The 26,911-nt window shown below is 39.2% G+C and carries 22 protein-coding genes; 12 read left to right on the top strand and 10 right to left on the bottom strand.

The window, feature by feature from the left end; genetic code table 11:
• Positions 1–73: 73 nt before the first annotated feature.
• From JOD14_RS08660 to JOD14_RS08695, 8 genes are all read right to left on the bottom strand, one after another.
• The gene (locus tag JOD14_RS08660; protein WP_204654428.1) at positions 74–1,360 is read right to left on the bottom strand and encodes a Glu/Leu/Phe/Val family dehydrogenase; all 1,287 of its coding nucleotides are present in this window, start codon (positions 1,358–1,360) and stop codon (positions 74–76) included.
• 244 nt (positions 1,361–1,604) lie between these two features.
• Positions 1,605–2,705 (bottom strand): mandelate racemase/muconate lactonizing enzyme family protein, encoded by a 1,101-nt coding sequence (locus tag JOD14_RS08665; RefSeq protein WP_204654429.1) that lies wholly within the window; start codon positions 2,703–2,705, stop codon positions 1,605–1,607.
• Between the two features lie 27 nt (positions 2,706–2,732).
• Positions 2,733–3,416, bottom strand: a complete 684-nt coding sequence (locus JOD14_RS08670; RefSeq protein ID WP_204654430.1) for a rhamnogalacturonan acetylesterase — start codon at positions 3,414–3,416, stop codon at positions 2,733–2,735.
• Positions 3,417–3,464: 48 nt separating this feature from the next.
• Positions 3,465–4,184: a prolyl oligopeptidase family serine peptidase gene (locus JOD14_RS13245; protein ID WP_204654431.1), complete on the bottom strand. Its 720-nt coding sequence runs from the start codon at positions 4,182–4,184 to the stop codon at positions 3,465–3,467.
• 24 nt (positions 4,185–4,208) lie between these two features.
• Entirely contained in the window at positions 4,209–5,597 is a 1,389-nt protein-coding gene (uxaC, locus tag JOD14_RS08680) for a glucuronate isomerase (RefSeq protein WP_204654432.1), read from the bottom strand.
• 98 nt (positions 5,598–5,695) lie between these two features.
• On the bottom strand, positions 5,696–7,201 hold the full coding sequence (locus JOD14_RS08685) for a UxaA family hydrolase (protein WP_204654433.1): 1,506 nt from the start codon (positions 7,199–7,201) through the stop codon (positions 5,696–5,698).
• Positions 7,202–8,623, bottom strand: coding sequence for a tagaturonate reductase (locus JOD14_RS08690; RefSeq protein ID WP_204654434.1), 1,422 nt, complete (start codon positions 8,621–8,623; stop codon positions 7,202–7,204).
• Between the two features lie 68 nt (positions 8,624–8,691).
• Positions 8,692–9,699 (bottom strand): LacI family DNA-binding transcriptional regulator, encoded by a 1,008-nt coding sequence (locus JOD14_RS08695; protein WP_204654435.1) that lies wholly within the window; start codon positions 9,697–9,699, stop codon positions 8,692–8,694.
• A gap of 261 nt (positions 9,700–9,960) precedes the next feature.
• On the opposite strand from JOD14_RS08695, the gene JOD14_RS08700 reads away from it, so the two are divergent.
• Positions 9,961–12,222 (top strand): helix-turn-helix domain-containing protein, encoded by a 2,262-nt coding sequence (locus tag JOD14_RS08700; protein ID WP_204654436.1) that lies wholly within the window; start codon positions 9,961–9,963, stop codon positions 12,220–12,222.
• Positions 12,223–12,438: 216 nt separating this feature from the next.
• On the opposite strand, the gene JOD14_RS08705 is transcribed toward JOD14_RS08700, so the two are convergent.
• Positions 12,439–13,335 (bottom strand): carbohydrate ABC transporter permease, encoded by an 897-nt coding sequence (locus JOD14_RS08705; RefSeq protein ID WP_204654437.1) that lies wholly within the window; start codon positions 13,333–13,335, stop codon positions 12,439–12,441.
• Between the two features lie 272 nt (positions 13,336–13,607).
• On the opposite strand from JOD14_RS08705, the gene JOD14_RS08710 reads away from it, so the two are divergent.
• The 10 genes from JOD14_RS08710 (at position 13,608) to JOD14_RS08755 (ending at position 24,747) form a co-directional block, all read left to right on the top strand.
• Complete coding sequence (locus JOD14_RS08710; protein ID WP_204654438.1) at positions 13,608–14,573, top strand: ABC transporter permease; 966 nt, start codon at positions 13,608–13,610, stop codon at positions 14,571–14,573.
• A gap of 19 nt (positions 14,574–14,592) precedes the next feature.
• A complete protein-coding gene (locus JOD14_RS08715) occupies positions 14,593–15,216 on the top strand; it encodes a YesL family protein (RefSeq protein ID WP_204654439.1) in 624 nt (207 codons plus the stop codon).
• A 27-nt stretch (positions 15,217–15,243) separates the two neighbouring features.
• A complete protein-coding gene (locus JOD14_RS08720; RefSeq protein WP_204654440.1) occupies positions 15,244–16,344 on the top strand; it encodes a glycoside hydrolase family 88/105 protein in 1,101 nt (366 codons plus the stop codon).
• An 84-nt stretch (positions 16,345–16,428) separates the two neighbouring features.
• Positions 16,429–17,682: a glycoside hydrolase family 28 protein gene (locus JOD14_RS08725; protein WP_204654449.1), complete on the top strand. Its 1,254-nt coding sequence runs from the start codon at positions 16,429–16,431 to the stop codon at positions 17,680–17,682.
• Between the two features lie 6 nt (positions 17,683–17,688).
• Positions 17,689–18,588, top strand: a complete 900-nt coding sequence (locus tag JOD14_RS08730; RefSeq protein WP_239576150.1) for a dienelactone hydrolase family protein — start codon at positions 17,689–17,691, stop codon at positions 18,586–18,588.
• A complete protein-coding gene (locus JOD14_RS08735; RefSeq protein WP_204654441.1) occupies positions 18,558–19,475 on the top strand; it encodes a pectinesterase family protein in 918 nt (305 codons plus the stop codon). Before JOD14_RS08730 ends, JOD14_RS08735 begins: the two co-directional genes overlap by 31 nt.
• Positions 19,459–19,854, top strand: coding sequence for a DUF4064 domain-containing protein (locus tag JOD14_RS08740; protein WP_204654442.1), 396 nt, complete (start codon positions 19,459–19,461; stop codon positions 19,852–19,854). Before JOD14_RS08735 ends, JOD14_RS08740 begins: the two co-directional genes overlap by 17 nt.
• A 29-nt stretch (positions 19,855–19,883) precedes the next feature.
• Positions 19,884–21,455, top strand: a complete 1,572-nt coding sequence (locus JOD14_RS08745; RefSeq protein ID WP_204654443.1) for a glycoside hydrolase family 43 protein — start codon at positions 19,884–19,886, stop codon at positions 21,453–21,455.
• A 59-nt stretch (positions 21,456–21,514) separates the two neighbouring features.
• Positions 21,515–23,029, top strand: coding sequence for an extracellular solute-binding protein (locus JOD14_RS08750; RefSeq protein WP_204654444.1), 1,515 nt, complete (start codon positions 21,515–21,517; stop codon positions 23,027–23,029).
• Positions 23,030–23,238: 209 nt separating this feature from the next.
• A complete protein-coding gene (locus tag JOD14_RS08755) occupies positions 23,239–24,747 on the top strand; it encodes a type 2 periplasmic-binding domain-containing protein (protein WP_204654445.1) in 1,509 nt (502 codons plus the stop codon).
• Positions 24,748–24,776: 29 nt separating this feature from the next.
• Here the strand turns inward: JOD14_RS08755 and JOD14_RS08760 are convergent, their stop codons facing one another.
• Entirely contained in the window at positions 24,777–25,607 is an 831-nt protein-coding gene (locus JOD14_RS08760; protein ID WP_204654446.1) for a sugar phosphate isomerase/epimerase family protein, read from the bottom strand.
• A 179-nt stretch (positions 25,608–25,786) separates the two neighbouring features.
• Here JOD14_RS08760 and proC point away from each other — a divergent pair, with 179 nt between their 5' ends.
• A complete protein-coding gene (gene proC, locus JOD14_RS08765) occupies positions 25,787–26,599 on the top strand; it encodes a pyrroline-5-carboxylate reductase (RefSeq protein ID WP_204654447.1) in 813 nt (270 codons plus the stop codon).
• Positions 26,600–26,911: the final 312 nt, after the last annotated feature.

Raw genomic sequence — 26,911 nt, forward strand, 5'->3', positions numbered from 1 at the left:
TTTTCGAATTGTGTTCTTTTTTTAGATAATAGAGTAGAAAGGAGATGTCAGCCTGACATCTCCTTCGTATTATTTAGGCCCAACCACGTAAGCGAACGGCTTCAGCCACTCGTTGAATCGCGATCGTATAGGCTGCATCACGCATGTATAGATCTTTTTCTAAAGAAAGTTCATAGACCGCATAAAAAGCTTTGGTCATGGCACTTTCTAACTTTTCAAAGACCTCTTCAATCTCCCAGAAATAGTTCATGCCACATTGTACTTGTTCAAAGTAGCTACAAGTAACCCCACCTGCATTACAAAGAAAGTCAGGTAAGAGGGTAATGCCGCGTTCACGAATAAGAGGATCACAATCTGGGGTGGTTGGTCCATTGGCTGCCTCGCAAATAATTTTCACTTTTTCAGAAATATTTGGGAAAACAGCAGGCGTAATTTGATTTTCTAATGCTGCTGGAATTAAAATGTCGACTTCTTGTTTTAACCAATCTTCGCCTGGTAAAACTTCATAGCCTAAATCAATCGCTTTTTCTTTATCAATCCCACCAAAATCATCTTTGATTTGAGCGAGTTGCTCAATGTCACAACCTGCTTGTTTTTTAAAGGTATAAGCTTGATTATCGGATTGATTCCAACAAGAAACAGCAATCACTTTTCCGCCTAATTCCGTATACATCCGAGCCGCATACTCTGCCACATTACCAAAACCTTGGATACTGGCCGTTGTTTCTTGGGTCGGAATATTTAATTCTTTTAATAGATTTTTTAAGACATAAACCACGCCATAGCCAGTCGCCTCTTTACGGCCAAGGGAACCACCCATACCGACAGGCTTACCTGTAATCATACTAGGAAAGCGGCCATTGTTAATGGTTTCATACTCATCAAGCATCCAAAGCATGTGTTGACCGTTTGTCATCACATCGGGTGCAGGCACATCTAGATTCGGTCCAACTTGAGTAAAGAGTTGGCGAATATAACCACGACATAAACGTTCTTGTTCAGTCAGAGAAAGATGATGTGGATCGCAGACGACGCCACCTTTCCCACCGCCAAGGGGAATATCGACAACGGCACATTTCCAAGTCATCCACATCGAAAGAGCCCGAACCGTATCGGCTGTCTCGTGCGGGTGAAAACGAATGCCGCCTTTACCTGGCCCTCTAGCATCGTTGTGTCGAATTCGATAAGCCTTAAAGACTTGTGTCGTTCCGTCATCCATTTTTACTGGAATCGTAAAATGGATTTCTTGCATCGGTTGCCGTAGTAATTCACGCGTACCGCTATTTAATTCAAGTAAGTCTGCTACTTGATCAAATTGGATTTGCGCATTTTCAAACGGATTGTAAGCAGTTGTAGCCATGATTTACATTAACCTCCAATTGATACCTTTTTCTCAATATCATCCTTTTTATATAGCAATAGTCGCAAAATTGCGACTATTGAGTTTTAGAATAGCATTCTTTTTAAAATAGAGCAAATATTATTTTTTATTTATTTAAAGCGGTAACATTCGTTTTTTATTAAACAGATGTTACCGCCTCGTTGTGTATACTTTTTTTTGTGAATAAGCAAACTTTTTTTAATTGAAAAGAACAATGATTTGATTAAAAAGGCATGCGGTGAGGGGCGAGTTTTTCCCAATCAAAAGTGACGCCAGTTCCAGGTGTCTCTGGGGCAACTGCTAAGCCGTCTTCTTGATCAATTACAAGTGGGCGCGTCGTGTATTGATCAATTGGGAAACTATGCATTTCTAAGTAACCCGCATTTGGCATTGCTGCGAGTAAGCTAACATGTAGCTCTTGCATGCCATGCGTTGAAATCGATAAATTATGGACTTGTGTTAATGCCGCCACTTTTAGCCAACCTGTAATCCCGCCACAGTTGGAAGCATCTGGTTGTGGGAAGTCAACGTGACCATATTGAATCATATGCATAAATTCAATGGGTGTTCGTAAATTCTCACCACCAGCAACGGCGATATGGCCTTCTTCTGCAATGCGTGCGTAGCCTTCATAATCTTCTGGAATAGTCGGCTCTTCTAGGAATAAAATATCATAAGGCGCCATTAATTTAGCTGCTTTAATCGCTTTTTCAACAGACCAACTCATATTGGCATCAACCATAAAGACGACATCTGGACCAATTAATTCGCGAACAGCCTTAATTCGTTCGATATCTTCGGCTAAAGTTTTTTGCCCAAGCTTAATTTTAACGGCTTTTAAGCCCATATCTAAGTATTTTTGATTATTTGCAAGCAATTTGTCTAATGGGAAGTTTAGATCAATTGCCCCACCGTAACACTTCACTTTATTACTGTGTCCACCAAGTAGTTTATAAAGTGGTTCACCGGCTTTTTTCGCTCGTAAATCCCAAAGCGCGATATCACAAGCGGCAATCGCAAAACTTGCTAGACCACCACGAGCAACGTAGTGGATGCCCCAGTTCATTTGATCCCATAAAGATTCGATACAAGCGGCATCTTTGCCCATTAAAATATTTTTTAATTCTTTATCAATTAATTTTGCAATGGATTCTCCGCCAAATCCTCCTGTATAAGTGTAACCAACGCCGGTTCGCCCATCTTCTGTTGTGATTTTAACAATCGGTACTTCAAAATGAGTATGTAGTCCGTGTTTGGCATCTTCCATAATTTCAGGTAAAGGAATACGATAATACTCGGTAACAACTTCAACAATTTTAGACATAGAAATCCTCCTTAAAATTTGGGTTAATTAAATATCTTGTAAATAATGTTTTAATGGCAACGAGCTTTCACGAATCGCTTGTGCAATCAATTTGGCAATTTCTGTCGCACCGTTTTCATTTAAATGAGTATTGTCGGTAACGCCTGCTGGGTAAAAAGGCAGTTCGTTTGGTTGTCCATGTAAGAAAAATTTGACAGTGTCAGCGGGGGGGAATGTTTTTAACCAATTCTGTGTCTTCTCAAAAAGGTCTAATAAAACGACATCTTGTCTTTGCGCGAGCTGTTTCATCGCTTGTGGGTATTCGCCAAGCGTGTCCGGGTTTAACGTACCATCCGATAAATAATCTCGTCGACTAATTGAAGTGAGGAGTACAGGACAGGCGTTTTTCTCTTTGGCGGCCTCAATGTATTGGGTTAAGTAATTTAAATAACTACCATAAGGGAGCGTCCCACGTGTTTCGTCTTCGATTTTTTGATCGTTGTGACCGAATTGAATGAAAAGGTAATCACCTGGGGCGAGGCGGTTTTTAATCGTCTCTAATCGCTTTTCCTCAATGAATGATTTTGTGCTACGTCCATTCACAGCATGGTTTTCAATCTGAATCCTTTGCTGAAAGAAAGGGGCTATTTTTTCGCCCCAACCGGTTTCTGGTCGGCAATCGTCAGCTTTTTTAGCTGCCGTTGAATCACCGGCGATAAAAATTGTTGGCATAATTTTCTCCTTTTTGGCGTCAACTTGTATGAAGCGAAGTAGCGTCATTTATTTTCGCTGTTTTTTCAACCAATTCTCAGCAAGCCCTTGCCACTGTAAGACGTGAGGTTCTTCTGGTAAAATACCTAAACCGTGGCGACCTTCAGGAAATAGGTGGCATTCGACGGGGACTTGCTGCGCTTTTAATGCTTGCACTAGACAAAGACTATTTTCAACCGGCACTGCTTGATCGGCAATGGTATGCCAAATAAAACAAGGTGGGGTTGTTTTCGTAATATTTCGTTCCAAAGAATAGTTTGTACGATCTGCAAAATGAGCGTCTTCGCCTAAAAAGTTTTGCCAACTTCCTTGATGACTAAAAGGTTCTACAAAGCTTACAACTGGATAAGCGAGTAAGAGTCCGTCAGGTTGGTGGTCTAATTTCGTCCCAAAGAGTCCGGCGACGTGTGCACCAGCCGAAAAGCCAAGGACAAAAATTTGGCTAATTTGTGGTTGTTGTCGCAACGCCATCATCACGTTTTTTAGGTCATTTAAAAAAGTTGTTGGTTGAATATTTTGAACTTGGTAAGCTAAAATGCCAGTATGGTAGCCTTTTTGTTGCAACCAAGCTTGGATTGCCAAGCCTTCTTTTTCATAAGCCAAATGTGTATAGCCACCACCAGGACAAATAAGGATTAGTGGACGGACCGCTTCATCGATTAATTGCAGGCGGTATGTCGTTTTTTTTGGTTTTTCGAGCAAGGAATCAAAGGTTGTTTTAATTTTCACAAAAATTCATCCTTTACAAACATTTTAAAAGTTGAAGTAATGAGCGGCGTTATTGTAGCTAATGTCTTCAACAATTTTCCCTAAGTAAGCTTCATCAGCCGGTGCTTCGCCTCGTTCAACAATCTCACTAATAAACCCACATAAAACTCGACGGAAATATTCGTGGCGTGTATAAGATAAGAAGCTACGAGAATCGGTTAACATACCGACAAAGTTTGCAAGCGGGCTTCCATCTGCAAACATGGTTAATTGTTGGCGCATGCCGGCTAAAGTATCGTTGTACCACCAGCCGGAGCCTAGTTGTAATTTTCCAGGAGTATCTTTTTGGAAACAACTCATTAAAGCAACAATGACAGGATAATCGTTTGGATTTAATGAATAAAGAATCGTTTTTGGCAATTGATCGGTTGTATCGGCCCGATTTAATAATTGTTGCAATGGAATCGTTAGCGATAAATCATTGATGCCATCATAGCCAGTATCTGGACCTAATTGTTTAAACATGCGGTCATTGCAATTACGATAAGCGTGGATATGTAATTGCATCGTCCAATTGCGGGCGTGATAGAAATGGAATAAGTGTGTTAACGTTTCTGTTTTATAAGCGGCGATTTCATTTGCGGTTAGCGCTTCTTGTTTTAAAGCTTTCGCAAAAATCTGTTCTAGTGCTTCAGGGCTAGCTTCTTCATATTGTAAAACGTCTAAGGCATGGTCAGATAACCGGCCACCCTTGTCGTGGAAGTACTGCACGCGGGCTTCTAAAGCTTGAATTAGCGCTTGATAAGAATCAATGGTTGCACCGTGAACGTGGCTTAGTTGAGTAATCCAAGCGGGAAAATCAGTTTTTTCTAAGTTTAATGCTTTGTCTGGTCGGAAAGTCGGTAATACTTTAAAAGCTGTTTCTTCTTTGGCTAAAAGTTCATGGTAGGCTAAATCATCAACGGGATCATCGGTCGTACAAACAACTTTGACGTTTGAATTTTTAATAATCTCACGGCGATGAAAAGCGTCGGTTGCTAATTTTTTATTCGCAGCTTCCCAAATTTGGGGCGCATTTTCTTCGTTAATGATTAGATCAACCCCAAAAAAGCGTTTCAATTCAAGGTGGGTCCAAGTATACAGAGGGTTGCCAATTGTTTTTGGCATCGTTTGACACCAAACGAGAAACTTATCGTAATCAGAAGCGTCTCCGGTAATATGGGATTCAGGTACACCACAAGCACGCATCAAGCGCCATTTGTAATGATCGCCTCCTAGCCAAGCTTCAGTTATATTTTTAAAAGGTTTGTTTTCATAGATTTCTTTTGGGTCTAAGTGGCAATGGTAGTCGATAATCGGCATTTTAGCGGCATGATCATGAAACAATGTTTTAGCCCAGTCGTTGGTTAGTAAAAAATCATCATTTAAAAACATTCGTATTCGTCTCCTAACAAGTTGTGTTTTTTATTAAAGACTTTTTCGCTTCGTAAACATGAAAATATGAAGCGAAAAAGTCAGGGGAAGTGGGTCTTTTATAAAGTAACGCCGGTTTTAAAGATAGCAATTTCACGGACGTCATTTTGTTCGTTACGTGTTTCTTCGCCACTGGCAACCGCGATAATTTTATCAATGAATTCTTCTAATACTTCTTCCATTGGTCGTTTTAATAAAGTGCCTGCGTTGAAGTCCATCCAGTGCCCTTTGCGTTCGAAGATATCAGAGTTTGTTGCGACTTTGATTGTTGGCACATAAGCACCAAATGGCGTTCCGCGTCCGGTTGTAAATAAAACAAGCTGACAATCAGAAGAAGCTAAAGCTGAAGAAGCAACAAGGTCATTTCCTGGTGCTTGCAGGAGACTTAAGCCTTTTTTGCGTAATTTTTCGCCATATTGTAAAACATCGACAACGGGAGCTGTTCCGGCTTTTTGCGTACAACCAAGTGATTTATCTTCTAAAGTTGTGATTCCACCGGCTTTGTTTCCTGGAGAAGGATTTTCATAAACAGGTTCGCCAAAAGATAAGAAATATTGTTTGAAGTCATTGATTAAATGCACAATTTGCTCAAAGACTTCTTCATTTTCTGCCCGGGCCATTAGGACTTCTTCCGCGCCAAACATTTCTGGCACTTCGGTTAAGATCGTACTACCACCTTGTGAAATTAAGAAATCTGAAAAAGCACCAAGTAAAGGATTCGCTGTGATCCCTGAGAAGCCATCTGAACCACCACATTTCAAGCCCACGTTTAGTTCACTAATTGGGACATCTTCACGACGATCATCTTTGGCTGCAAGATAGAGTTCTTCAAGTAAATCAACCCCTTGTTGAATCTCATTGAAGACTTCTTGTGCAACTAAGAATTTCACACGACTTTCATCGTATTCGCCTAATTTTTCGATAAATTCCGGCACCGTGTTGTTTTCACAACCTAAGCCAAAAACAAGCACACCACCAGCGTTTGGATGTTTAACCGCATCGATTAAGATTTCACGTGTATTTGAGTGGTCTGTTCCTAATTGAGAACAACCATACGGATGTTTTAAAATGGTAATATTATCAAAAGGTCCTAAGTCAGGGTGGTTGGCCTTAAATTCTTTAATGATTAGTTCAGCGACACCATTGACACAGCCAACTGTTGGGACAATAAATAAATCGTTACGGATTCCAACTTTCCCATTGGCCCGACGGTAACCTTTAAATGTTAAATCTTTTTTAGGATACGTTCTTTGGTGTAACTCAGGTTCATAACGATACTCGAGTTCACCCGCTAAATTGGTTTTGACATTGTGTGTATGTAACCACTCACCAGGGGCAACGTCTTCCAACGCGTGTCCAATCGGAGAACCGTATTTGATGATATGTTCTTTTTCTTTAATCGGTGCTAAAGCAACTTTGTGTCCTTGAGGAATATCTTTTAAAGCAGTGACGGTATGGTCATCAACGGAAATTTCTTCACCTGCTAAGATTGGGCGTAGAGCAACCGCGACATTATCGCGAACATTTAATTTTAATAAATCAGGTGCTTGAACTGTAGTAGTCATTTATTTTTCTCCTTTCAAACTTTGAACAACTGCGCGTGCGCCACGGTTTTCAATGGCTTCTAATTGGGTTTGTACAACGGCTTGTAAATCGGGTAACGTGGTTAAATCTTGACCCCAAAGGTCTGTATTTGCGAGTGCTGTTGCGACAACACTTGCCGGGGTTTGCCATGCTTTTTGGAAGAAGGTAACAATGGCCTCATCATCAGCCGGAGTTACTTGATCACCGCGATAAGATAAAATTAAAGCGGCCAAAGAAGCGGCAAGATGCACAGGGACGTCATTTTCTGTTTCAATGTAACGCGTAAGAATTGGTAATAAACGTGCAGTAAATTTTGAGACGCTATTTAACGAAATGGCACTTAATTGGTGGTGCGCAAAAGGGTTTAAGAAGCGCTCTTTAATTTGTTCCGCGTATTCATCTAATTCAGCTTTTGGTAAGTTCAACATTGGGATAAGTTCTTTGGCAAACAGGTCGTCAACGAACGGGCGGAAATCAACGTCATTCATCACTTCGTCAACCGTATTTAAACCAGCCAATAAAGCTAACGGCACCATTGCAGTGTGTGGACCATTTAATAAATGGACTTTGCGCTCTCGGTAAGGCGTCATATCGCTTGTAACAATTACGTTGAGACCAGCTTCAGCTAAAGGCAAAGTCTGGGTTAAACTTTGAGGTCCTTCAATAACCCAAAGCATAAACGGTTCGGCTTTGACCATTAATTGATCTTCGTAACCAAGTTTTTCAGCCCATTCTTTTGCGGTATCGCGTGGATAGCCAGGTACAATTCGGTCAACTAAACTACAACAAAAAGTATTCTCATTTTCTAACCAAGCTTTAAATTCACTTGGTAATGCCCAAAGATCGGCATACTGTAAAACAATTTCTTTGAGTTTATCGCCATTACGATCAATTAATTCACAGGGAATAATGGTTAAACCAGCTAATTTTGCTTGGTAGCGCTTATATAAGAAAGCCGTCAATTTTCCAGGAAAGCTTTGTTGAGGCGTATCTTCTAAGCAATCATTTGGGTTAAACTGAATCCCAGCTTCGGTTGTATTTGAAACGACAAATTCTAAGTCTTTATTTTCTGCTAAAGCGAGGTAAGCTTCATGAGATTGATAAGGATTCGTCACGCTATCTAAGACGTGAATGATTTCGCTTGTTTCAACGAGTTGCCCGTCCAATAAGCCTTCTAAAATAACCGTATATAAATTGTCTTGTGCTTGGAGCATGTCACCTAAACCTTGATTAATTGGTTGGACAACGGCGACTTTTCCATTAAAAAGTCCTTGTGTATTCATTTGTTGGATCTGCCAGTCAACAAAGGCACGCATGAAGTTGCCCTCTCCAAACTGGAGAACTTTAACGGGTAAGTCGTTTTTTGTTTCAGGGAAATGTTGAAGCGAGAGTTTTTTTGTCATAATATTTTTTCCTTTCCTGTGTTTGCACACGTGAACATTTTATTTTAAAACAAAGAAAAGCTCTTTGTTTAAGTAATCTTTTGTAAGTTTTCAACCGATTGTCGGACGACCAAAGTGGTTGGAATTTCGTAGCGTCTAGGTGTAACTTCTTTGTGCTCGATTTGTTCTAAGAGCAATTTCGTTCCTAGACGACTAATTTTCTTTAGTGGTTTATGAATCGTTGTTAATGGTGGATTCAAGTATGACGTAATCGGTGTGTCATCAAAGCCGATAATAGAGATATCAGCAGGGACCTTTAAACCAGCGGCATCAATGGCGCGCATCGCACCAATCGCCATGTCATCATTTGCACAAAAAATGAGCGTTGGAAACTCGGGATTTTTTAATAATTGAATCATTTGTTGAAAACCACTTTCCAAACTGTAATTTCCCGAACGGAAAAATTCAGGAATAATGGGCAACTCGTGTTTTTCTAAGCTAGCGACAAGAGCCTTGCGCCGTTCATTTGAAGAATGGAAAGATTCAAAACCGCCGATATAACCAATTTTTTGATGCCCAAGTGTAATTGCGTATTCAATACCCGTGGTAACTCCTTGCGCGTCATCAGCGACAACATTGATAATTTCAGGATCATCGACTAAACGATTCACTACGACAAAGGGTAAATTTTGTTGTTTTAAATGTTCAATGAATGCTTGGTCTGTTTCACTTTGGCTCATTACTAAAATCCCATCGTAGCGTTGGAAATTAATCTCAGCTAGTTGTTTAATTTCATCAATTCCTTCAACAGATAAAGAATAAGTCGCATCTAAAACAGAGCGGATACCGGTAATCGTATCAACGAGAAAACTAGAGCTCGTTCCTTGACTAATACTGGAAAAGAATAAGCCAATCATATAATTTTTTTGATTAACGAGGCTTTTCGCATTGAAATTCGGCACGTAGTTTAATTCTTTGGCCACACTTTGAATATGTGCTCGTGTTTCAGGTTTCACAAGGGGGCTGTTATTTAGCGCTCTTGAAACGGTCGTGTGGGAAATCCCCAATTGTTTTGCAATGTCTTTAATGGTAACCATAGAGGGCTCCCTTCGTTGTTGTAAAATAAACATTTGATTGTTTACGGTTACATTGTATAATAGAAGAATCTAACTGTCAACAAGAATATTGTTAAATCAACGATGCACACGTGAAACGTAAAAGCCTAATTCAAGATGTAACATCGTATAAAATAAAAAAATAAGAGTAGCGAAGGGCCCTTAATCAATGCACACGTGAAAATAAGTAACATTCTTGTTTTTTTATGCTAAAATATTTACATGTGAAAGGTGTGGTAAAACATGTCCAAAATAAAAAGGTTACGGTTATTTTTTAAAGAACGTTTATTTAATCGTTCGAACTTTTTTTATAGCATTTTTTTCCCCATGATTTTAGTTGGGACCGTTTTAATTGTTGGTTTTAGTTTATATACGTATCAAAAAACATATAATAATTTACGAGAAAATCTGATTGCTGATCGAAAGAGTTCAATCAATCAAGTCAAAGGCAATATTGAACAAAAAATTCAAACGATTGAATATTCATTTACGACTTATAGCAATACAACCTCATTTAAAAATTTGATTCGTCGGCCACTGACCTATCAAGATTATATTGCCGTCCGTGAGATTAGTTCCGAACTGGCTTACATAGGGGCAATCGGCATCGGTAATGCTTCTTACCGCCTAGTTAGTTTGTCACATGGTTGGGAGATTAGCAATGGTTCTTTAAAGCAACTCCCCGAAGAAGAAGTGACGCAAATTAGTGATTTCATGCGTGCGTCGGACCAATACATTCTTTGGAAGCCAGATAAAAAAAGCATTAAGATGTATGTTTTATTGCCAACTTTTAGTACGGAACGTTCCGCAGTTGGGATTGCTAGTATTAGTCAGCAAGCCTTTACGAGCCTATTTGATGAGAGCAAGAAAGAGTTCTTAGCAATCTATGATCAAAAAGGTGCACTTTTATTTTCGAATCAAGCAGAAAAAGCACAAGCGATTACACCAAAAATCGAAACAGTGGATCAAAAAGTGGGTAGTTTTAAACAAGGCAATCAAAATACCTACATTTACTCTCAATCAGATTACAATCAATGGGTTTATGTGACGTCACTTTCACAAGCGAGTGTTCGTCAAACCATTCTTGGTTTAGGTTCTGGCTTGGCTTTGATTACGCTAGCGTTGTGGCTTCTTTTTGTGATTGTTACTTACTTTGTTGCCAATGCCGCTGCCCAACCGATGCGTAAAATTCGTGCGCTATTAGCCGTAGACACGCCATCGAAAGGTCGAAAAGCGGAAATTAATCAAATTTTAGTTGGGATTGATTCTATTGTTGAATCAAATTTAAATCTTTCAGCTAAAATTAAGCATCAAATACCGGAACTTGAAAGCCTTTTTTTATTGAATCTTTTTCGTGGTCGAGTTTCGTCCAGTGATTTAAAGGAAAAACTGCAACAGTTAAATTATCACTTTACAGGTGCGGAACATTTTTTAGTTCTCCTCATTCAAATTGATGATTTAGGTGGGCGTGATTCAACGGCGGAAGATTTATTTTTAGTTTCATTAGAAAATATCGTTTCTGAAATCATTCCAAAAGAGCAACGTTTTCAACCAGTGATTTTAAATCAAGATACCCAAGCAACGATTTTATGCTTGCCACCAACCATCGACAAGCCCCAAGTAATCGAATATTGTCAGGCGATTCGTCAAGCGGCATCGGATTATTTGAAAATAAAAATTAGTTTTGGAATTTCAATGGACTATACGGATTTAACCAATAGTAAACAAGCCGTCGATACCGCCAAAGAAGCCTTACATTTCCGGATTCATTTAGGGCAAGAAGCGATGATTTTTTACAATGAAATCGCGGCCCAACTTGATGAAAAATCAGTTATCAAATACCCGAAAGAAGCCGAGCAAATCTTTTTAGATGCGATGCGGAGTGCGGATCAAGCCGAAACGAAAAAAACTTATGAACAAGTGATGCGACTCATTTGGCAAGAAAATAAAAATCCAATCACCATTGAAAATGCCTTGTTTCAATTAATTAATAGCATTATGCAACTCGGGCAACTGTTAGGTGCCGACCATGAAATGTTGCTAAACAACCGCAAAGTTTATCTGGATGTCTTAAGTAAAGACAATCCAAGTGAAATCCAACAAATTATTTATCAAAATTTAATTGAGCCAATTGTTGAAACGATCCAAAAAACAACGGATCGTCAAATGCGCAACTTATCCGATCGTATGCTTGCTTTATTGCATCAACAATACGACCAAGATATTTCACTAGAAAGTATCGCGGATCAACTGCATTACAATTCTAACTATTTAAGTAACGTCTTTAAAAAAGAGATGGGCTGGAATTTCACCGATTATTTACAAAATTACCGTTTAACAATTGCAAAAAAATGGTTACTTGAAACAGATATGACCGTCAAAGTAATCTCAGAACGTCTACAATACAATAACCCACAAAACTTTATTCGCTTCTTTAAAAAGAAAGAAGGCATCACGCCAGGTGAGTATCGCAAACAACAATCTGAAGAACAAAAAAGAGAATAAAATAAAGATAAAACAGATAATCATCTTCTCAGATAACCACTAACAAACCTTATTACACGTGGGTTTGTTAGTGGCGAAGGAAACGGTTATACCTCATTATTTATAAAAATATCCATGAAGAGAAGTCTCCATGGATGTTTTTTTTAAGGGGAGAGGAAAGGACCTGAGAAAAGTCCTTCCCTGCTATCGGTTAAGTGGTTTGGTTGCCAAAAGCGTTTAACCTTTGACAGAACCAACCATCGCACCTTTAACAAAATATTTTTGCACAAATGGATAAGCAATTAGCATTGGGATAGTTGCTACCACAATGACTGCCATTTTAATCGATTGTGCTGGAGGAACAACGTCTACGCTTGCCGCATCGGCATTTAAGCCGCTTGAAACAATCACGATTTGACGTAATAACACTTGGATTGGCCATTTGTTTGAATCATTAATATATAAAATGGCGGATTGATAAGTATTCCAGTAAGTCACTGCATAAAATAAGGAGATGGTCGCAATGGACGGTAAGGAAAGTGGTAAGATAATTTTAAAGAAAACGCCCCAATCCGAACAACCATCCATTTTTGCGGATTCCTCTAAACTATCAGGAATTCCTTGGAAGAAGTTTCGCATAATAATCATGTTATACGCACTGACTGCCGATGGTAAAATTAATGCCCATAGAGTATCAATGAGTCCTAAGTTTTTGACTAAAATAAAAGCAGGAATCATACCACCACTAAAAAGCATGGTGAATACAACGAGAAAGTTAAAGAATGATCGACCATGTAAGTATCTTCTTGATAATGCGTAGGCCATAAATGAAGTCAAGACCATACTAATAAAAGTTCCGAAAATTGTAACATATAAAGAAACACCGATACTTTTAAAGATGGTTGGTGTTGATAAGATGTAACGATACGCATTTAAGGTAAACGTGCGTGGGATTAAAATAAAGGTCCGCGTTGAAATTTCAGCAGATGTTGCAAATGAACTACCAAGAACATTTAAAAAAGGGAGTAAACACAACAAGGTAAATAAGGTTAAAAATAGAACAATGAACACATGAACGATTTTTTCACTGGTAGAGACTTTGATTTTATTTTTTTTAAGGGCTGGTGCTTGCATTAGATTTTCCTCCTAATTCGTTTTATTGATCATCGTTACTTTAGCATGGGCAAGATGTAACGTATATAATCATTTTCGCATGTGCATTTTTTATCATATTGAGGAAAATGTTGATATGAAAGGGTTTTACTTATTTTCGTCTTGAAAAACAAGAGAATTGACTTGAAAAGGTTGTATCCGTTTTCTCAAGTGCGGAAATGATTATATACGTAATTTCACATGAACGATATGATTTGGGTGTGATAAATAACAAAACGGAGGAATCAGTTCATATGGAAACAGCTGGCGTATTAACAAACCAAACAGATGAAAAAGAAATCAAAGCCAAAAAGCGTCGTAAAAAGTGGGCACAAATAAAAACAAACCGAGCATTGTATTTAATGCTCTTCCCTGGGATTTTATATTTTATTGTTTTTAAATATATTCCAATGGGAGGGTTAGTCATTGCCTTTCAAGACTATCAACCTTTCTTAGGTATTTTAGGTAGTCCATTTGTCGGTATGAAACATTTTATTCGTTTATTTACAGAAGATACCTTTTTAATGTTAATGAAGAACACGTTAGTTATTTTCGGTTTAGACATTGCTTTTTCATTTCCATTTCCGATTATCTTAGCTTTAATGTTAAACGAGTTACGTGGCGCAAAATTCAAAAAATTTGTACAAACAGTTATCTACTTACCACACTTCATGTCTTGGGTAGTTGTTGTCTCAATTTTCTATGTGTTACTAACGACAGAAGGTGGCGTCTTCAATAATATTATTACTTATTTTGGTGGCGAAAAAGTTTCTTTCTTAACAAGTACCGATTGGTTACGTCCTATTTATATCTTCCAACAAATGTGGAAAGGTGCTGGTTGGGGAACGATTGTTTATCTAGCGGCCATCACAAACGTAGATGAACAATTATATGAAGCAGCTGACATGGATGGTGCAGGGAAATTACGTAAAATGTGGCACATTACGTTACCATGTATTCGACCAACGATTATTACTTTGTTTATCTTAAAAATTGGTCACGTTTTAGATATGGGCTTTGAGCACATGTTCTTATTAATGAACCCAATGAACAAAGAAGTTGCCCAAATCTTTGATACGTTTGTCTACACGGCTGGGATTCAAAATGGTCAATTAAGTTACTCAACGGCAGTCGGATTATTCAAAGGATTAGTCGGCCTAGCATTAGTTGTTTTAGCCAATAAACTCGCACGTAAAGTTGGCGAGGACGGTATCTACTAAAAACGAAAGGAAACAAAAAATGACGATTGAGAAAATTAGTAAGATCAATGATTACATGACGACGATTTTAACTATTGCCTATTTGAGTTTTTTATGGGGTTGCTTTACGTTACTAGGTCTTGGAATTTTCGGAGCAGGTCCGGCAACATATGCAATGATGGCTTATTATGATCAGTGGTTACGCTTAGGAGAACAACCGCCTGTGGCTCAAACGTTTCTTGCTTCATTTAAAGCACGCTTTCGTCAATCTTTACTGATTAGTTGGTTCGTCATGGCCGCTTTAGGGATTGTCATTGTCAATTTATTTACTTTAAGCGAATGGTATTACCAAGTCGCAAACGTACTTGTTTTGGTCATTGTTTTATTTGCGACAAGCCACGTGTATACCGTGATGGCAGCAACCACTTTTAAGACGATGAAAGAAATTTTACGGGGTTCAGCCTTGCTTGGTTTAGGTTATTTACACTATTCGATTTTAGCTTGGACAGTGATTGTTATGGGATATATCTTGGCTTCAAAAGTCTCACTAGCCATCTTATTAATTTGGGGTGTGGGCTTTGTCGGTTTTGTCCTAGGGTATGCCGGCAAATTGATTTTAAAAGAGTACACACCAACAAAAGTAGAACACGAAGCAATCATTTAGTTATGTAAAAAAGGAGGAAATCGCTTCATGAAGCTTTCACAAGTAGCTTTGATGACTTTGTTTGAAAGGTATCCAATCTTACCAAAAACAAAAGTTTATCACGGAAAATGGTCATATGATATTGGGGTAGTTTTGCAAGGGGTGAAAGAGGCGTATCATCAAACAAAAGATCCCGTCTATTATGATTACATCAAGGAAACGATGGACTTTTATATTCAAGACGATGGTTCGATCAAAGGGTACCAATACGAGTCAATGAATATCGATTACGTGAATAATGGGAAATTATTGTTTCTATTATATAAAGAAACAAAAGAGGAAAAATATAAACAAGCGTTAGATTTATTATTTCAACAGTTAGAAAATATGCCACGCACGTCAGAAGGTGGTTTTTGGCACAAGAAAATTTATCCGAATCAAATTTGGTTAGATGGTTTGTATATGGGGACTCCTTTTTTGGCTGAATACCTAATTACATTTAAAAATGGTCAACGCCTAGAAGAAGTCATCCATCACTTTGAGTTATGTTATAACCGTACGCTGGATCAAAAAACGGGTCTTTTATACCACGCATGGGACGAGAAGAAAGAACAATTTTGGGCGGATCCTGAAACGGGCTTGTCTCCAAACTTCTGGGGTCGATCGATGGGCTGGTATATGATGGCGCTCGTCGATACGATTGCGCTTTTACAAGGCCATATCGATACAAGTAAACTAGAAAGTATTTTTGAGCAATGTTTAATTGCCTTGAAAAAAGTCCGTGATGAAAATACACACGTGTGGTATCAAGTCCTCGACCAAGGCGCTCGACACGGGAATTATTTAGAAGCTTCGGCCTCGAGTATGATTGCTTATGCAACAGCTAAAGCCTTACGCCTCGAAGTGTTAAGCAAAGACTGGCAAGCTTTTAGTCAAGAGACTTATCAAGGCGTTGTGGATGAATTTGTTTTCTTAACGAATGAAGGTTGGTTGAACTTAACTAGAAACTGTGAAGTTGCTGGCCTTGGTGGTGAAGATCGTCGCGATGGTTCGTTTGTCTACTATATTAGTGAACCAATTATAACCAATGACTTCAAAGGTTATGGGGCATTTTTACAAGCAACTCTTGAAAATGAGCCGCTACTTTAAGAAGTAAAATAATAATTTTTCTAAGGAGGAAAAAAGTTGCAAGTCTTAATTACAGAATTTGGGGCAAAACCCAATGGTCAATTGATGACCCAAGAGATTCAAAAAGCAATTGATACGGTTGCTGAAAGTGGTGGTGGACGTGTAAGTGTGCCGGCAGGAGAATTTTATACGGCTGCATTAATCTTAAAAGACCACATTGAATTGCACTTATTGCCTGGTAGTATTTTAAAATTCTCTGATAACCAAGAAGATTACCCAGTCGTAACTTCGCGTTGGGAAGGAGTAAAAAGAGAAGTTTATGCTTCTTGTTTATACGCAGAAAACGCAAAAAATATTTCAGTAACTGGTTTTGGGTTGTTAGATGGGAACGGTCAGAAATGGTGGCATGTTTTCCGGAATGAACGTGAAATGCTAAAATACCCACGCCCGAAATTAATCAGTTTTGATTCATGTGAGCAAGTAACGATTAAAGATATTTCAATGATTGATTCACCAAGTTGGACGGTCAATCCGATTTTATGTCATGGGGTAACCGTAGATAACGTAAATATTAAAAACCCCGCCGATTCGCCAAATACGGATGGGATTGATCCAGAATCATGTAAAAACGTTCGAATTAGCAACTGTCAAATTGATGTAGGTGATGATTGTATTGCAATTAAAGCAGGAACCGAAGATACAAAAGAGCGTGTTTCTTGCGAAAACATTACCATTACCAACTGCCAAATGATTCATGGACATGGCGGTGTTGTTTTAGGTAGTGAAATGAGTGGGGACATTCGGAATGTCACGATTAGCAATTGTACTTTCCAAGATACGGATCGTGGCATTCGCTTGAAATCACGGCGCGGTCGTGGTGGAACAATCGAAGATATTCGCGTAAACAACATTGTCATGGATAATGTCAGCTGTCCTTTTATTTTAAACTTATATTATTTCTGTGGACCACGCGGAAAAGACAAGTACGTGTGGGATAAAGCACCTTACCCAATTACAGAAGAAACACCAATGTTTCGTCGGATTCATTTTGCCGATATTACGGCGCGTAATGTGCATGCGTCGGCCGGCTTTATTTACGGGCTAACGGAGCAACCTGTCAGTGAGATTACTTTCCATGATATTTCAATTTCAATGGCAGAAGAAGCCATTCCTGGCAAGCCAGCCATGATGACGGGGATTGAAGACATGACGAAAAGTGGTTTTTACATTGGTTGTGCAACGGATGTTCGTTTTGACCGAGTGACACTAGATGGCGTTGAAGGAGAAGTCTTCCATATTGAAAATAGTGAAGGCATCGAAATCAATCAATGCCGTGCCAATCAAGAAAAAGTTGGTTAAGTGTATATGAAGATTGATATTAAAGAAGAAATTTTGACTTGCTTAGGGCCGGCGCTTTCTGTCGTGCCCAAAGCAACCCTTCTTACGACGGTTGAAACAAAAGACTATATTTTAGAGACTTTGCAACTTGATCTCAATCAATTAGAAAGTGTTCCGGCGTATTTTGCCTACCCTAAAAGAGCGTTAGACAAACCGTGTCCCCTCGTATTATTTAATCATTCACATGGTGGTAACTTTGAAAGAGGGAAAGAAGAGCTAATCAATAGTAGCGATTATTTACAGCCAACTAGCTTTTTGCAAACGTTAACAACAGAAGGTTATTCCGTTGGTGTCATTGACATGTGGGGCTTTGGTGAACGACGCGGTAAAAAAGAAAGTGAATTGTTTAAAGAATTTCTCCTGCAAGGGCAGACGTTGTGGGGGATGCGCATTTACGATAACCAACAGTTTTTAACTTACTTACTTACCCGACCAGAAGTCGATCGTAAAAGAGTGGCGACAATGGGGATGTCAATGGGTGGTTTAATGAGTTGGTGGTTAGCGGCATTGGATGAACGTATTCAAGTCGTCGTTGATTTAGCTGGTCAAGCGGCCTACGAAACATTAATAGCCGAACGACAATTGGATCGTCATGGTTTTTATTATTACGTTCCAGGTATTTTACGCCACCTCACGACCTTTGATATTCAACAATTGATTGTGCCTCGTGCACGTTTAAGTTTGGTTGGTCGCCATGATGGCCTTTGTCCGACTGCAGGGGTACAAGCTTTAGCTGAACAACTTACGCAAAGTTACCAAAAACAGCATGCAAATGATCAGTGGGCTTGCCATCTCTTAACCGGTGGGCACCAAGAAACCAAGGAGATGCGCGAGTTATGGAAACAATTTTTACGCAAACATCTCTAACCGTTGCCAAAGACGGCAGTGGGGATTATCGAACTTTGCAACAAGCGCTGGATCAAGCGACTTGCAATCAACAACCTACCACCATTTATATTCAAAGTGGTACTTATCAAGAAAATATTAAAATTTATCAAGATGACCTAACCTTGATTGGCCAAGGCCTTGTTGTGATTGAAGGTGCTTGGTCAGCAAAAGAAGTCCTGGCAAGTGGCGATAAGCGCGGCACTTTTCAAACGGCCACCGTTTTTATCAATGCCAAGGCGGTGACGCTAGCAAATATTACGATCAAAAATATCGCTGGACCCGATCAAATTGCCGCTCAAGCTGTGGCGCTTTATTTAGAAGGAACCCAAATCACACTGAAAAATTGTACCTTAGATGCCTATCAAGATACATTGTGTTTAGGGCCGTTACCGCCGACACAAAAAGATGGCAGCCCCTTATTGAGTCCGTGGTGTCAGCGCCATTTCCCGCAACAACAATCGCTTTTTCTTGATTGTCTTATTTTAGGGACGGTTGATTTTATTTTTGGTGGCGGTCAAGCAACTTTTCAACACTGCCAAATCCAAAGCCGTAAACGAACAGCGGTCAATTATTTAACTGCGGCATCAACCCCAATGGGCCAAGCAGGTTTTGTTTTTATCAACTGCCAAATAACTGGCCAAAGCCCTTATTATTTAGGGCGTCCCTGGCGCAACGAGGCAAAAACGCGTTTTGAAAACTGCACGTTTGACGACTGGTTATTGCCGACTGGCTGGCACGATTGGGATAAAAAAGCTGCACATGAAACGACTTGTTATGAAGAAATAAATAATACGTACCAAACGGCGCCTAAAAGAGCTCGTTGGATAAAACTGGAAGGAGCAAGCCTCGATGAAAAGAAAACTTGAATTATGGATTGGTTGGGTGAGTGCAGGTTTAGTAACGGTCATTTTAGGGCCACTGTCTTTGATTATGAACCAGCTCACACACGCTCAATACCAGGAAATCTTTCTACCAGTCTTTGACAAAAAACTTGCAGGTATTCCTGTTGAAAAAGGAATCGAGTTTTTCCATCGCTTAGGCGCCTGGTTTGGTGTAACGCTAATTTTAGTCTTAATTTTTACGGCTTTGGCTAGTTTGTTTTTAAACAGTCGTTATGATCGTCGGATTGCGAGTGCTTTTTATTTTATGGCCGGCTTAACGACTTTATTTGGAAGTCAGTTTTTGGCTTTCATTCTCGCTTTTCCTTTTTTTGTAGCGGGTGTCCTCAGTTTTAAAAAACGCTAAAATAAAATGATAAGGAAGTCAATAAACAAATGGTACAAACAAAAATTCACAACCCTATTTTAAGGGGCTTTAATCCAGATCCAAATATATTAAAAGTAGGCGACACTTATTATATCGTTGTTTCTTCTTTTGAATGGTTGCCAGGTTTGCGCGTGTATACGTCAAAAGACTTAGTCAACTGGACCCATGAAACGGACCTTTTAACCGATCAAGTAGCTTTAAAAGGCAATCCGAAAGATGCAAGCATTTGGGCACCCCAACTGAGTTATCGTGACGGGCTGTTTTACTGTATTTATACAGACGTCAAAAACACGACACGCCCATTTAAAGATACGCATAACTATTTAATTACGGCCGAAACAATTCACGGCCCGTGGAGTGATCCGATTTATCTAAATTCGAGTGGTTTTGATCCGTCAATGTTTCATGACGAAGATGGCCGTTATTGGTTTTTAAATGAGATTTGGGATTATCGCCTAACAACTAGTAATAAATCGGCCGGGATTGTTTTACAAGAATATGATCCAAAAAGTCAAAGATTAGTTGGTGAGGTCTATAAAATTTTCGACGGTACACCACTCGCTAAGACGGAAGCCCCGCATCTTTATAAAAAAAATGGCTATTATTATTTAATTACAGCAGAAGGTGGCACAGGGACGAACCATAGCGTTACGATTTGTCGCGCGAAAAAAATTACGGGTCCGTATGAACTAGACCCCAATTACCCAATGTTAACGGCTAGTGATAAACCGGATTCACCCTTACAGTGTACCGGGCACGGCAGTTTAGTGGAGGGGATAAATGGGAAGTGGTACATGGTTTACTTAACGACCCGCCCGCTAGAAGGAAAGGCCATCTTAGGTCGCGAAACGGCGATTCAAGAAGTCGTTTGGACACCAGACGGCTGGTTACGTTTGGCGAATGGCACCACTCAACCAGAAGAATTTACTTTCATTGAAACAAAAGAAGAATTAACGCAACAAATTCAAACGGCTTTTTATGATGATTTTAGTCAGCCGACTTTAAACAAAGAATGGAACGCGCGGCACTTGATGCCAGATGCGAGTTGGTGTGATTTAACGAGTCGTCCGGGCTATTTACGCCTTGTTTCAGGTGAGTCACCGCAATCGCATTTTGATCACCATTTGCTGGCGATTCGTCAAAAAGACTTTTCTTTTACCGCAGCGACGCAATTGACGTTTTCAGCCAAAACTTTTAATCAAATGGCGGGCTTGTTCTTATATTTAAATGAAAGCAACTACTTATATGCGTACGTCACGTTTGATGAGGAGAAAGGGCAAGTTTTACGTTATATGCGCTGTGAAAATGGCGAACATACTTTATTTTCAGATATTGTTGCAATTGAACCTGGCGCGCTTGAGTTAAAGGTAGTCGTTGAAGAAACAAAAGGCCAATACTACTGGCGCCAAGATCAAACAAAACCGTGGTCGCCCTTTGGTAATGAGCAAAATCTATTATTTCTAGCAGGTGGTTTTACCGGTAACTTTATTGGAATTGGCGTGCAAGACTTAGATTTAAAAGCAGGTAGTTTTGCTGACTTTGCCTATTTCCGTTATTCACCAGCAACCAATAAAAAATAATAATGGTTTTTAAAGATTCACCAAATAAATCAGTAATTAAAACTGGAAGGATGAAGAAAATGAAAAACAAAAAAATGATGAGCGTGTTATTATTATCAGCTGTTATCTTAGGAGCTTGCGGAAAAGGCAGCACAGATGGATCAGCTGCTGAAAACGGTGGCAGTGAGGCAGCGGTTTCAACGAAAGATACCATTTCTTGGATGGCGATGCTTCATACGGCCGCTCCTCCTTCAGGCGAGATTGAAAATAAATTAGAAGAATACACCGGCGTTAAAGTTGATTTTAGTTGGGTACCAGACGCATCGAAATCGGAACGAATCAATGCAGCTTTGGCATCAAACTCTTTAACGGATATTGTGACGTTAGCGGATATTAAAAATACAACCGTTCGTAGCTCACTTTCATCAGGCATGTTCTGGGATGTCGAACCTTATTTAAAAGAGTATTCAAATTTAGCGAATATTTCAGAAGATCGTCTCCAATCTTCACGTATTAATGGTAAGATTTATGGCGTGCCGTTCCAAAAACCGATCGCGCGTTACGGAGTCGTTGTACGAAAAGACTGGTTAGACAACTTAGGTTTAGAAGTCCCTCACACGGTAGAAGAGTTGGCGAAAGTGGCACAAGCTTTTACAGAAAATGACCCAGATGGTAACGGTCAAAAGGATACGGTTGGTTTTGTTGAACGGAATGAATCTTTCAACGTCGGTTTCCGTTCATTAACGGGTTACTTTGGCGCTGGCAACTGGTTTACGGTAACAAAAGATGATGAAGTGGTGCCATCATTTATGCAAGACGAATACAAAGAGGCAATGGAATGGTTCCGTAACATTTACAAAAATGGCTGGATGAACTCTGACTTTGCAGTAATGGCAAAAAATGACCAAAAAGATTATATTATTCAAGGTAAAGGTGGTATCGTCATTACTGGGTTACAAGAAGCACGTAACTATGTAGATGGCGCAAAAGGAACAGACCAAGAAGGCATGGAGTGGGAATTAATCAATGACATTACTTATGGTGATGTTGATCGCCGTATTTTATCTGATACGAACGGCGGCATGGGCGGCTGGTTAGCTATTCCAAAAGAAAAAGTGAAAACAGAAGAAGACTTGAAAGTCGTGCTTAAATTTATCAATGACCTAATGGATGAAGAGCCTTATACTTTAATGACACAAGGTTTAGAAGGGGTTCATTACGAAATTAATGCAGATGGCGCTTACGAAAAAATTGATGATACAAAATGGCAACAAGAAGTACAACCATTTTCTTCTTCTCGTCCTTCTGAGTTAGTCAAAACATTTAAATCAACGGATCCACTTGTTAACTTAGCGAATGAAAAAATCGCAGAAAACGAAGAATTTGCGGTAATCGATCCTTCACAACCATTGACTTCAGAAACTTATAACACCCAATGGTCAACATTAATTGAAGGAATTAGCGATGCTTATTACAAATACATGATGGGTGAAATTGAAATGGATGGTTTTGATAAAGCGATTGAAACATTCAAGAAAAATGGTGGACAAACTATTATTGACGAATTCACTGCAAGTTACAAAGAAACAAAATAAGTAATCAAGCATTCGGATGAGCCTTGATCAAAGCGTGTTATTTTGCATCATCCAGATTCTTAAGGAAGAGCTAAAAACTCTTCCTTTTTTTCATGCTTCTATTCGTTGTGAAAAAATCGCTTGAACGACGAGGAATCGTTTTCTTATTGTAGTTCATGGTAAGATTCCTTATGATAAGAAGAGTGAAAAGAAAATAGGAGGAAAGTTAAATGAAAGAGAGAAGAAACAGGTGGCTTCTTTTAATGACCTTATTTTTTTTGAGTGCGTGTGGTTTATTAAAAAAAGATACGGATTCAGCCGTCAAGAAAGAAACGATATCCTGGACAGTCATGCTACACACCGATGCTCCCCCGTCTGGTGCGATTGAAGAAGAATTAGAAAAATATACCGGTGTGAATCTTGATTTTCACTGGATTCCAGATAGTTCTAAGAATGAACGAATGAGTGCCGCATTTGCCTCCAATTCCTTGACGGATATTGTAACACTCGCAAGTTTTAAAAATAGCGCGATTCAAAGTGCGTTGTCTGCGGGGGTGTTTTGGGATGTGGAGCCTTATTTAGCGGAGTATTCAAACTTAGCAAAGCTTACGAGCCAGCAACTGGACCGAATTCGGATCAATGGTAAAGTTTATGGTGTACCCATCCAAAATCATACGGCACGTTACGGTGTGATTGTTCGAAAAGATTGGTTAGAGACTTTAGGACTTGAAATACCAAAGACGATTGCTGAGTTGGCGAAGGTTGCTCAAGCTTTTACAGAAGAAGACCCTGATGGTAACGGACAAAAGGATACGATTGGTATTGTCGAACGCAATGAGTCTTTTCGCGTGGGCTTTCGTTCCTTGACGGGATATTTTGGAGCTGGCAATGAATTTTTTATTAGCGAAGATGGCACGGTTCAACCGACCTTCATGCAAGAAGAATATAAAACCGCCTTAAAATGGTATCGAGAAATGTATCAAAATGGTTGGATGAACCAAGATTTTGTTGTTACTTCAAAAGAAGAACAGCGAGAAATGATGCTTCAAGGAAAAGGAGGCATTATGATTACTTCTCTTCAAGATGTTCGTTATTTTGTTGATCAAGATTCTGATCTTGTGAATGAAAAAGGTAACCAGACATGGGCGCTGGTGGATGATTTAACTTATGGCGAAGTTCCTCGTCGAATTTTATCAGACACAAATGGTGGTTTGAATGGTTTATTAGCAATCCCCAAAAGTAATGTTCCGACAGAAACAGCGCTTCGGGTCGTCTTACAATTTATTAATGACTTAATGGATGAAGAGCCGTTTACACTCATGACTCAAGGCATCGAAGGCGTCCATTACGTCATCAATGAACAACAAGAATACGAGAAAATAAATCAAACCAAATGGCAAGAAGAAGTTCAACCGTACGCCGCGTCTCGCCCGAGTGCTTTAGTTGCCACTTTCAAATCAGCCGAAACCGCCATTAACCAGGCAAACGAAAAAATTGCAGAAAATGAAGCGTATGCCATTTTAGACCCTACACAAACACTCAACTCTGCAACCTATATTGCTCAGTGGCCGGATTTAATGGAGGATATTAGCCGAGCCTATTACGAATATATGTTAGGTGAAAAAGAGCTCGCTTATTTTGAACAAGCCGTTGCGTCATTTAAAGCCGGGCCTGGCCAAAAAGTTATTGAAGAGTTCACGCAAAGTTACCAAGAACGTCAACAAAAAAAGACACCTTGAAATTTTTCATTCATAGTGTCTTTTTTTTGTTAAATTTTAGCAATTAATTCATTGGCAGTGATGATGTTTTGGTCTTGTGTTTGTTCTAACACAATATAGCAATAAGGTTTATACTTTTGCACAATTTTTAAAATCGCGGGATAGTCAATTAACCCTTGTCCTAAAGCAATTGGCTTCACTTTTCCATCGCTAATAATGAAATCTTTTAAGTGGATAGCACAAATTTTTGAACCATATTGCGCAAAAGCTTCTTCAACCATTTCGACCATTGAACCATAGTTGTCAACGGTAATCAAATTCGTCGGGTCTAAAATAATACCCAAGTAATCAGAATCGATCGCCTCCACGAGTTGCTTGGTTCGTTCAATCGAATAAAGAGGGTGGTTTAACCCCGCTTCAATACCAACGAGGGTTTTATACTCTTCACCTGCTTTGACGAGTCGTTGAATCACTTGAACTAAATCGGCAAACACTTCATCGCTAAAGTTATCTTCGGTATAGCCTAAGTTAGGAATGACAGAACCCGTTTCACTGGCAACCATGGAAGCACCAAAAAATGAAGCGTAACGTAAATACGTTTCAAATTTATGCAAAATTTCTTCGCGTGCTTGTGGATCAGGATGAATAAGATTTGAATAACAGCTTAACAAAGCAATTTGAATCTCATGTTTTGCAAATAAGTTTTTGAAATATGTGCCCATTCCGGGGTTTAATGCTGACGCAGAAGAATCCATCTGAGGAAAAGAAGCCCCCATAGCAAACTGTAAATTATGAATTCCTACTTTTTGTGTCTCTTGTGCGAGTTGTTCCGGGGTCGTAACGTTTGTTAAATCGTGTCCACGAATGACTAAATTATACATTTTATTCTCCTTTTTTTTTGCTTTTTTGAAAAAATAACCGCTTACAAATAGTGTACCATAATTCGCATAAGATAGGGCTTTTTTTAGAAGAAAAGCGGGTATAAAAGCCTGTTTTGGTACTATTTCTTTTTCGAAAGTTGTATAATAAACCAATAACGAAAAAAGGCGGGAGAAAGAATATGAAAATTGGATTTATCGGGGTCGGTAATATGGCCAGTGCGATTATAAAAGGAATCATTACCAAAGAGTTTGTCGCAGCAAATGAGGTTTACTTATTTGACTTAATGACAGAAAAAGTGACGGCTTTTGCTAAAGAACACGGTTGCCAAGTCAGCGCAACGACAGCTGAATTAATCGAAGCAGTAGATACAGTACTCTTAGCAGTCAAACCAAATGTGATTGAAAGTGTCTTACAAGAAAATAAAGCGCTCATTACCACCAAAAAACCATTATTGATTTCAATTGCAGCGGGAACGCCTTTAAAAAAATTAGCGAACTTTTTACAAACCGACGAAGAAGTGCCAATGATACGGGTCATGCCGAATGTGAATGCGATGATCGGTGAAGGAGCGGCGGCGATTTGTGGCAATGAATTTGCGACGAAAGAACAAATTCAAACCGTCGTTGCACTTTTTGAAGCAGTCGGATCGGCTTGGGAATTACCAGAAAAAGATTTTTCGAACTTTACCGCGTTAGCCGGCAGTTCACCCGCTTATGCGTACCTTTTTATTGATAGTATCGCCCGTGCAGGGGTCAAACATGGCTTACCAAAAGAGTTATGCAACCAAATTGCCGCTCAAGCAGTCTTAGGCAGTGCCAAAATGATTTTAGAAAGCAAGGAAAATCCATGGACTTTAATTGATCGCGTCTGCTCACCTGGGGGGACAACCGTTGCGGGTTTACTAGCCTTAGAAGAAGAAAAATTTATCGCAACGGTTGTGAAGGGGATCGATGCTACGATTGCCCGCGACCAAGAAATGAATCAACAATAAACAACCAAAGCAGGCCTCTTAGATAAACTGAATCTATCTTTTTTTATTTTAGTTTGTGTAATATACTATTTTTCCTGAATTATTCATACTTTTAGAAAAAGAACAATCCAAGGGTCAAAATGACTCGTTTTGACCCTTGAATATAAAAAAATAAAACTTTTAAAAGAAAATAGAGAAAAGATACAAGAAAATTGAGTAGTAAAGAAAAATTTCTGCTTAGAATGGCCAAAAATAGACAGACTCCCCCCTTGGTGCTAAAAACGATTTTTTTTCATAGGGAGAAGGTCATTTTGCTAGTAGGAATACAACCGC

The organism is Enterococcus lemanii (genome assembly GCF_016909125.1).
Lineage (GTDB): Bacteria > Bacillota > Bacilli > Lactobacillales > Enterococcaceae > Enterococcus_I > Enterococcus_I lemanii.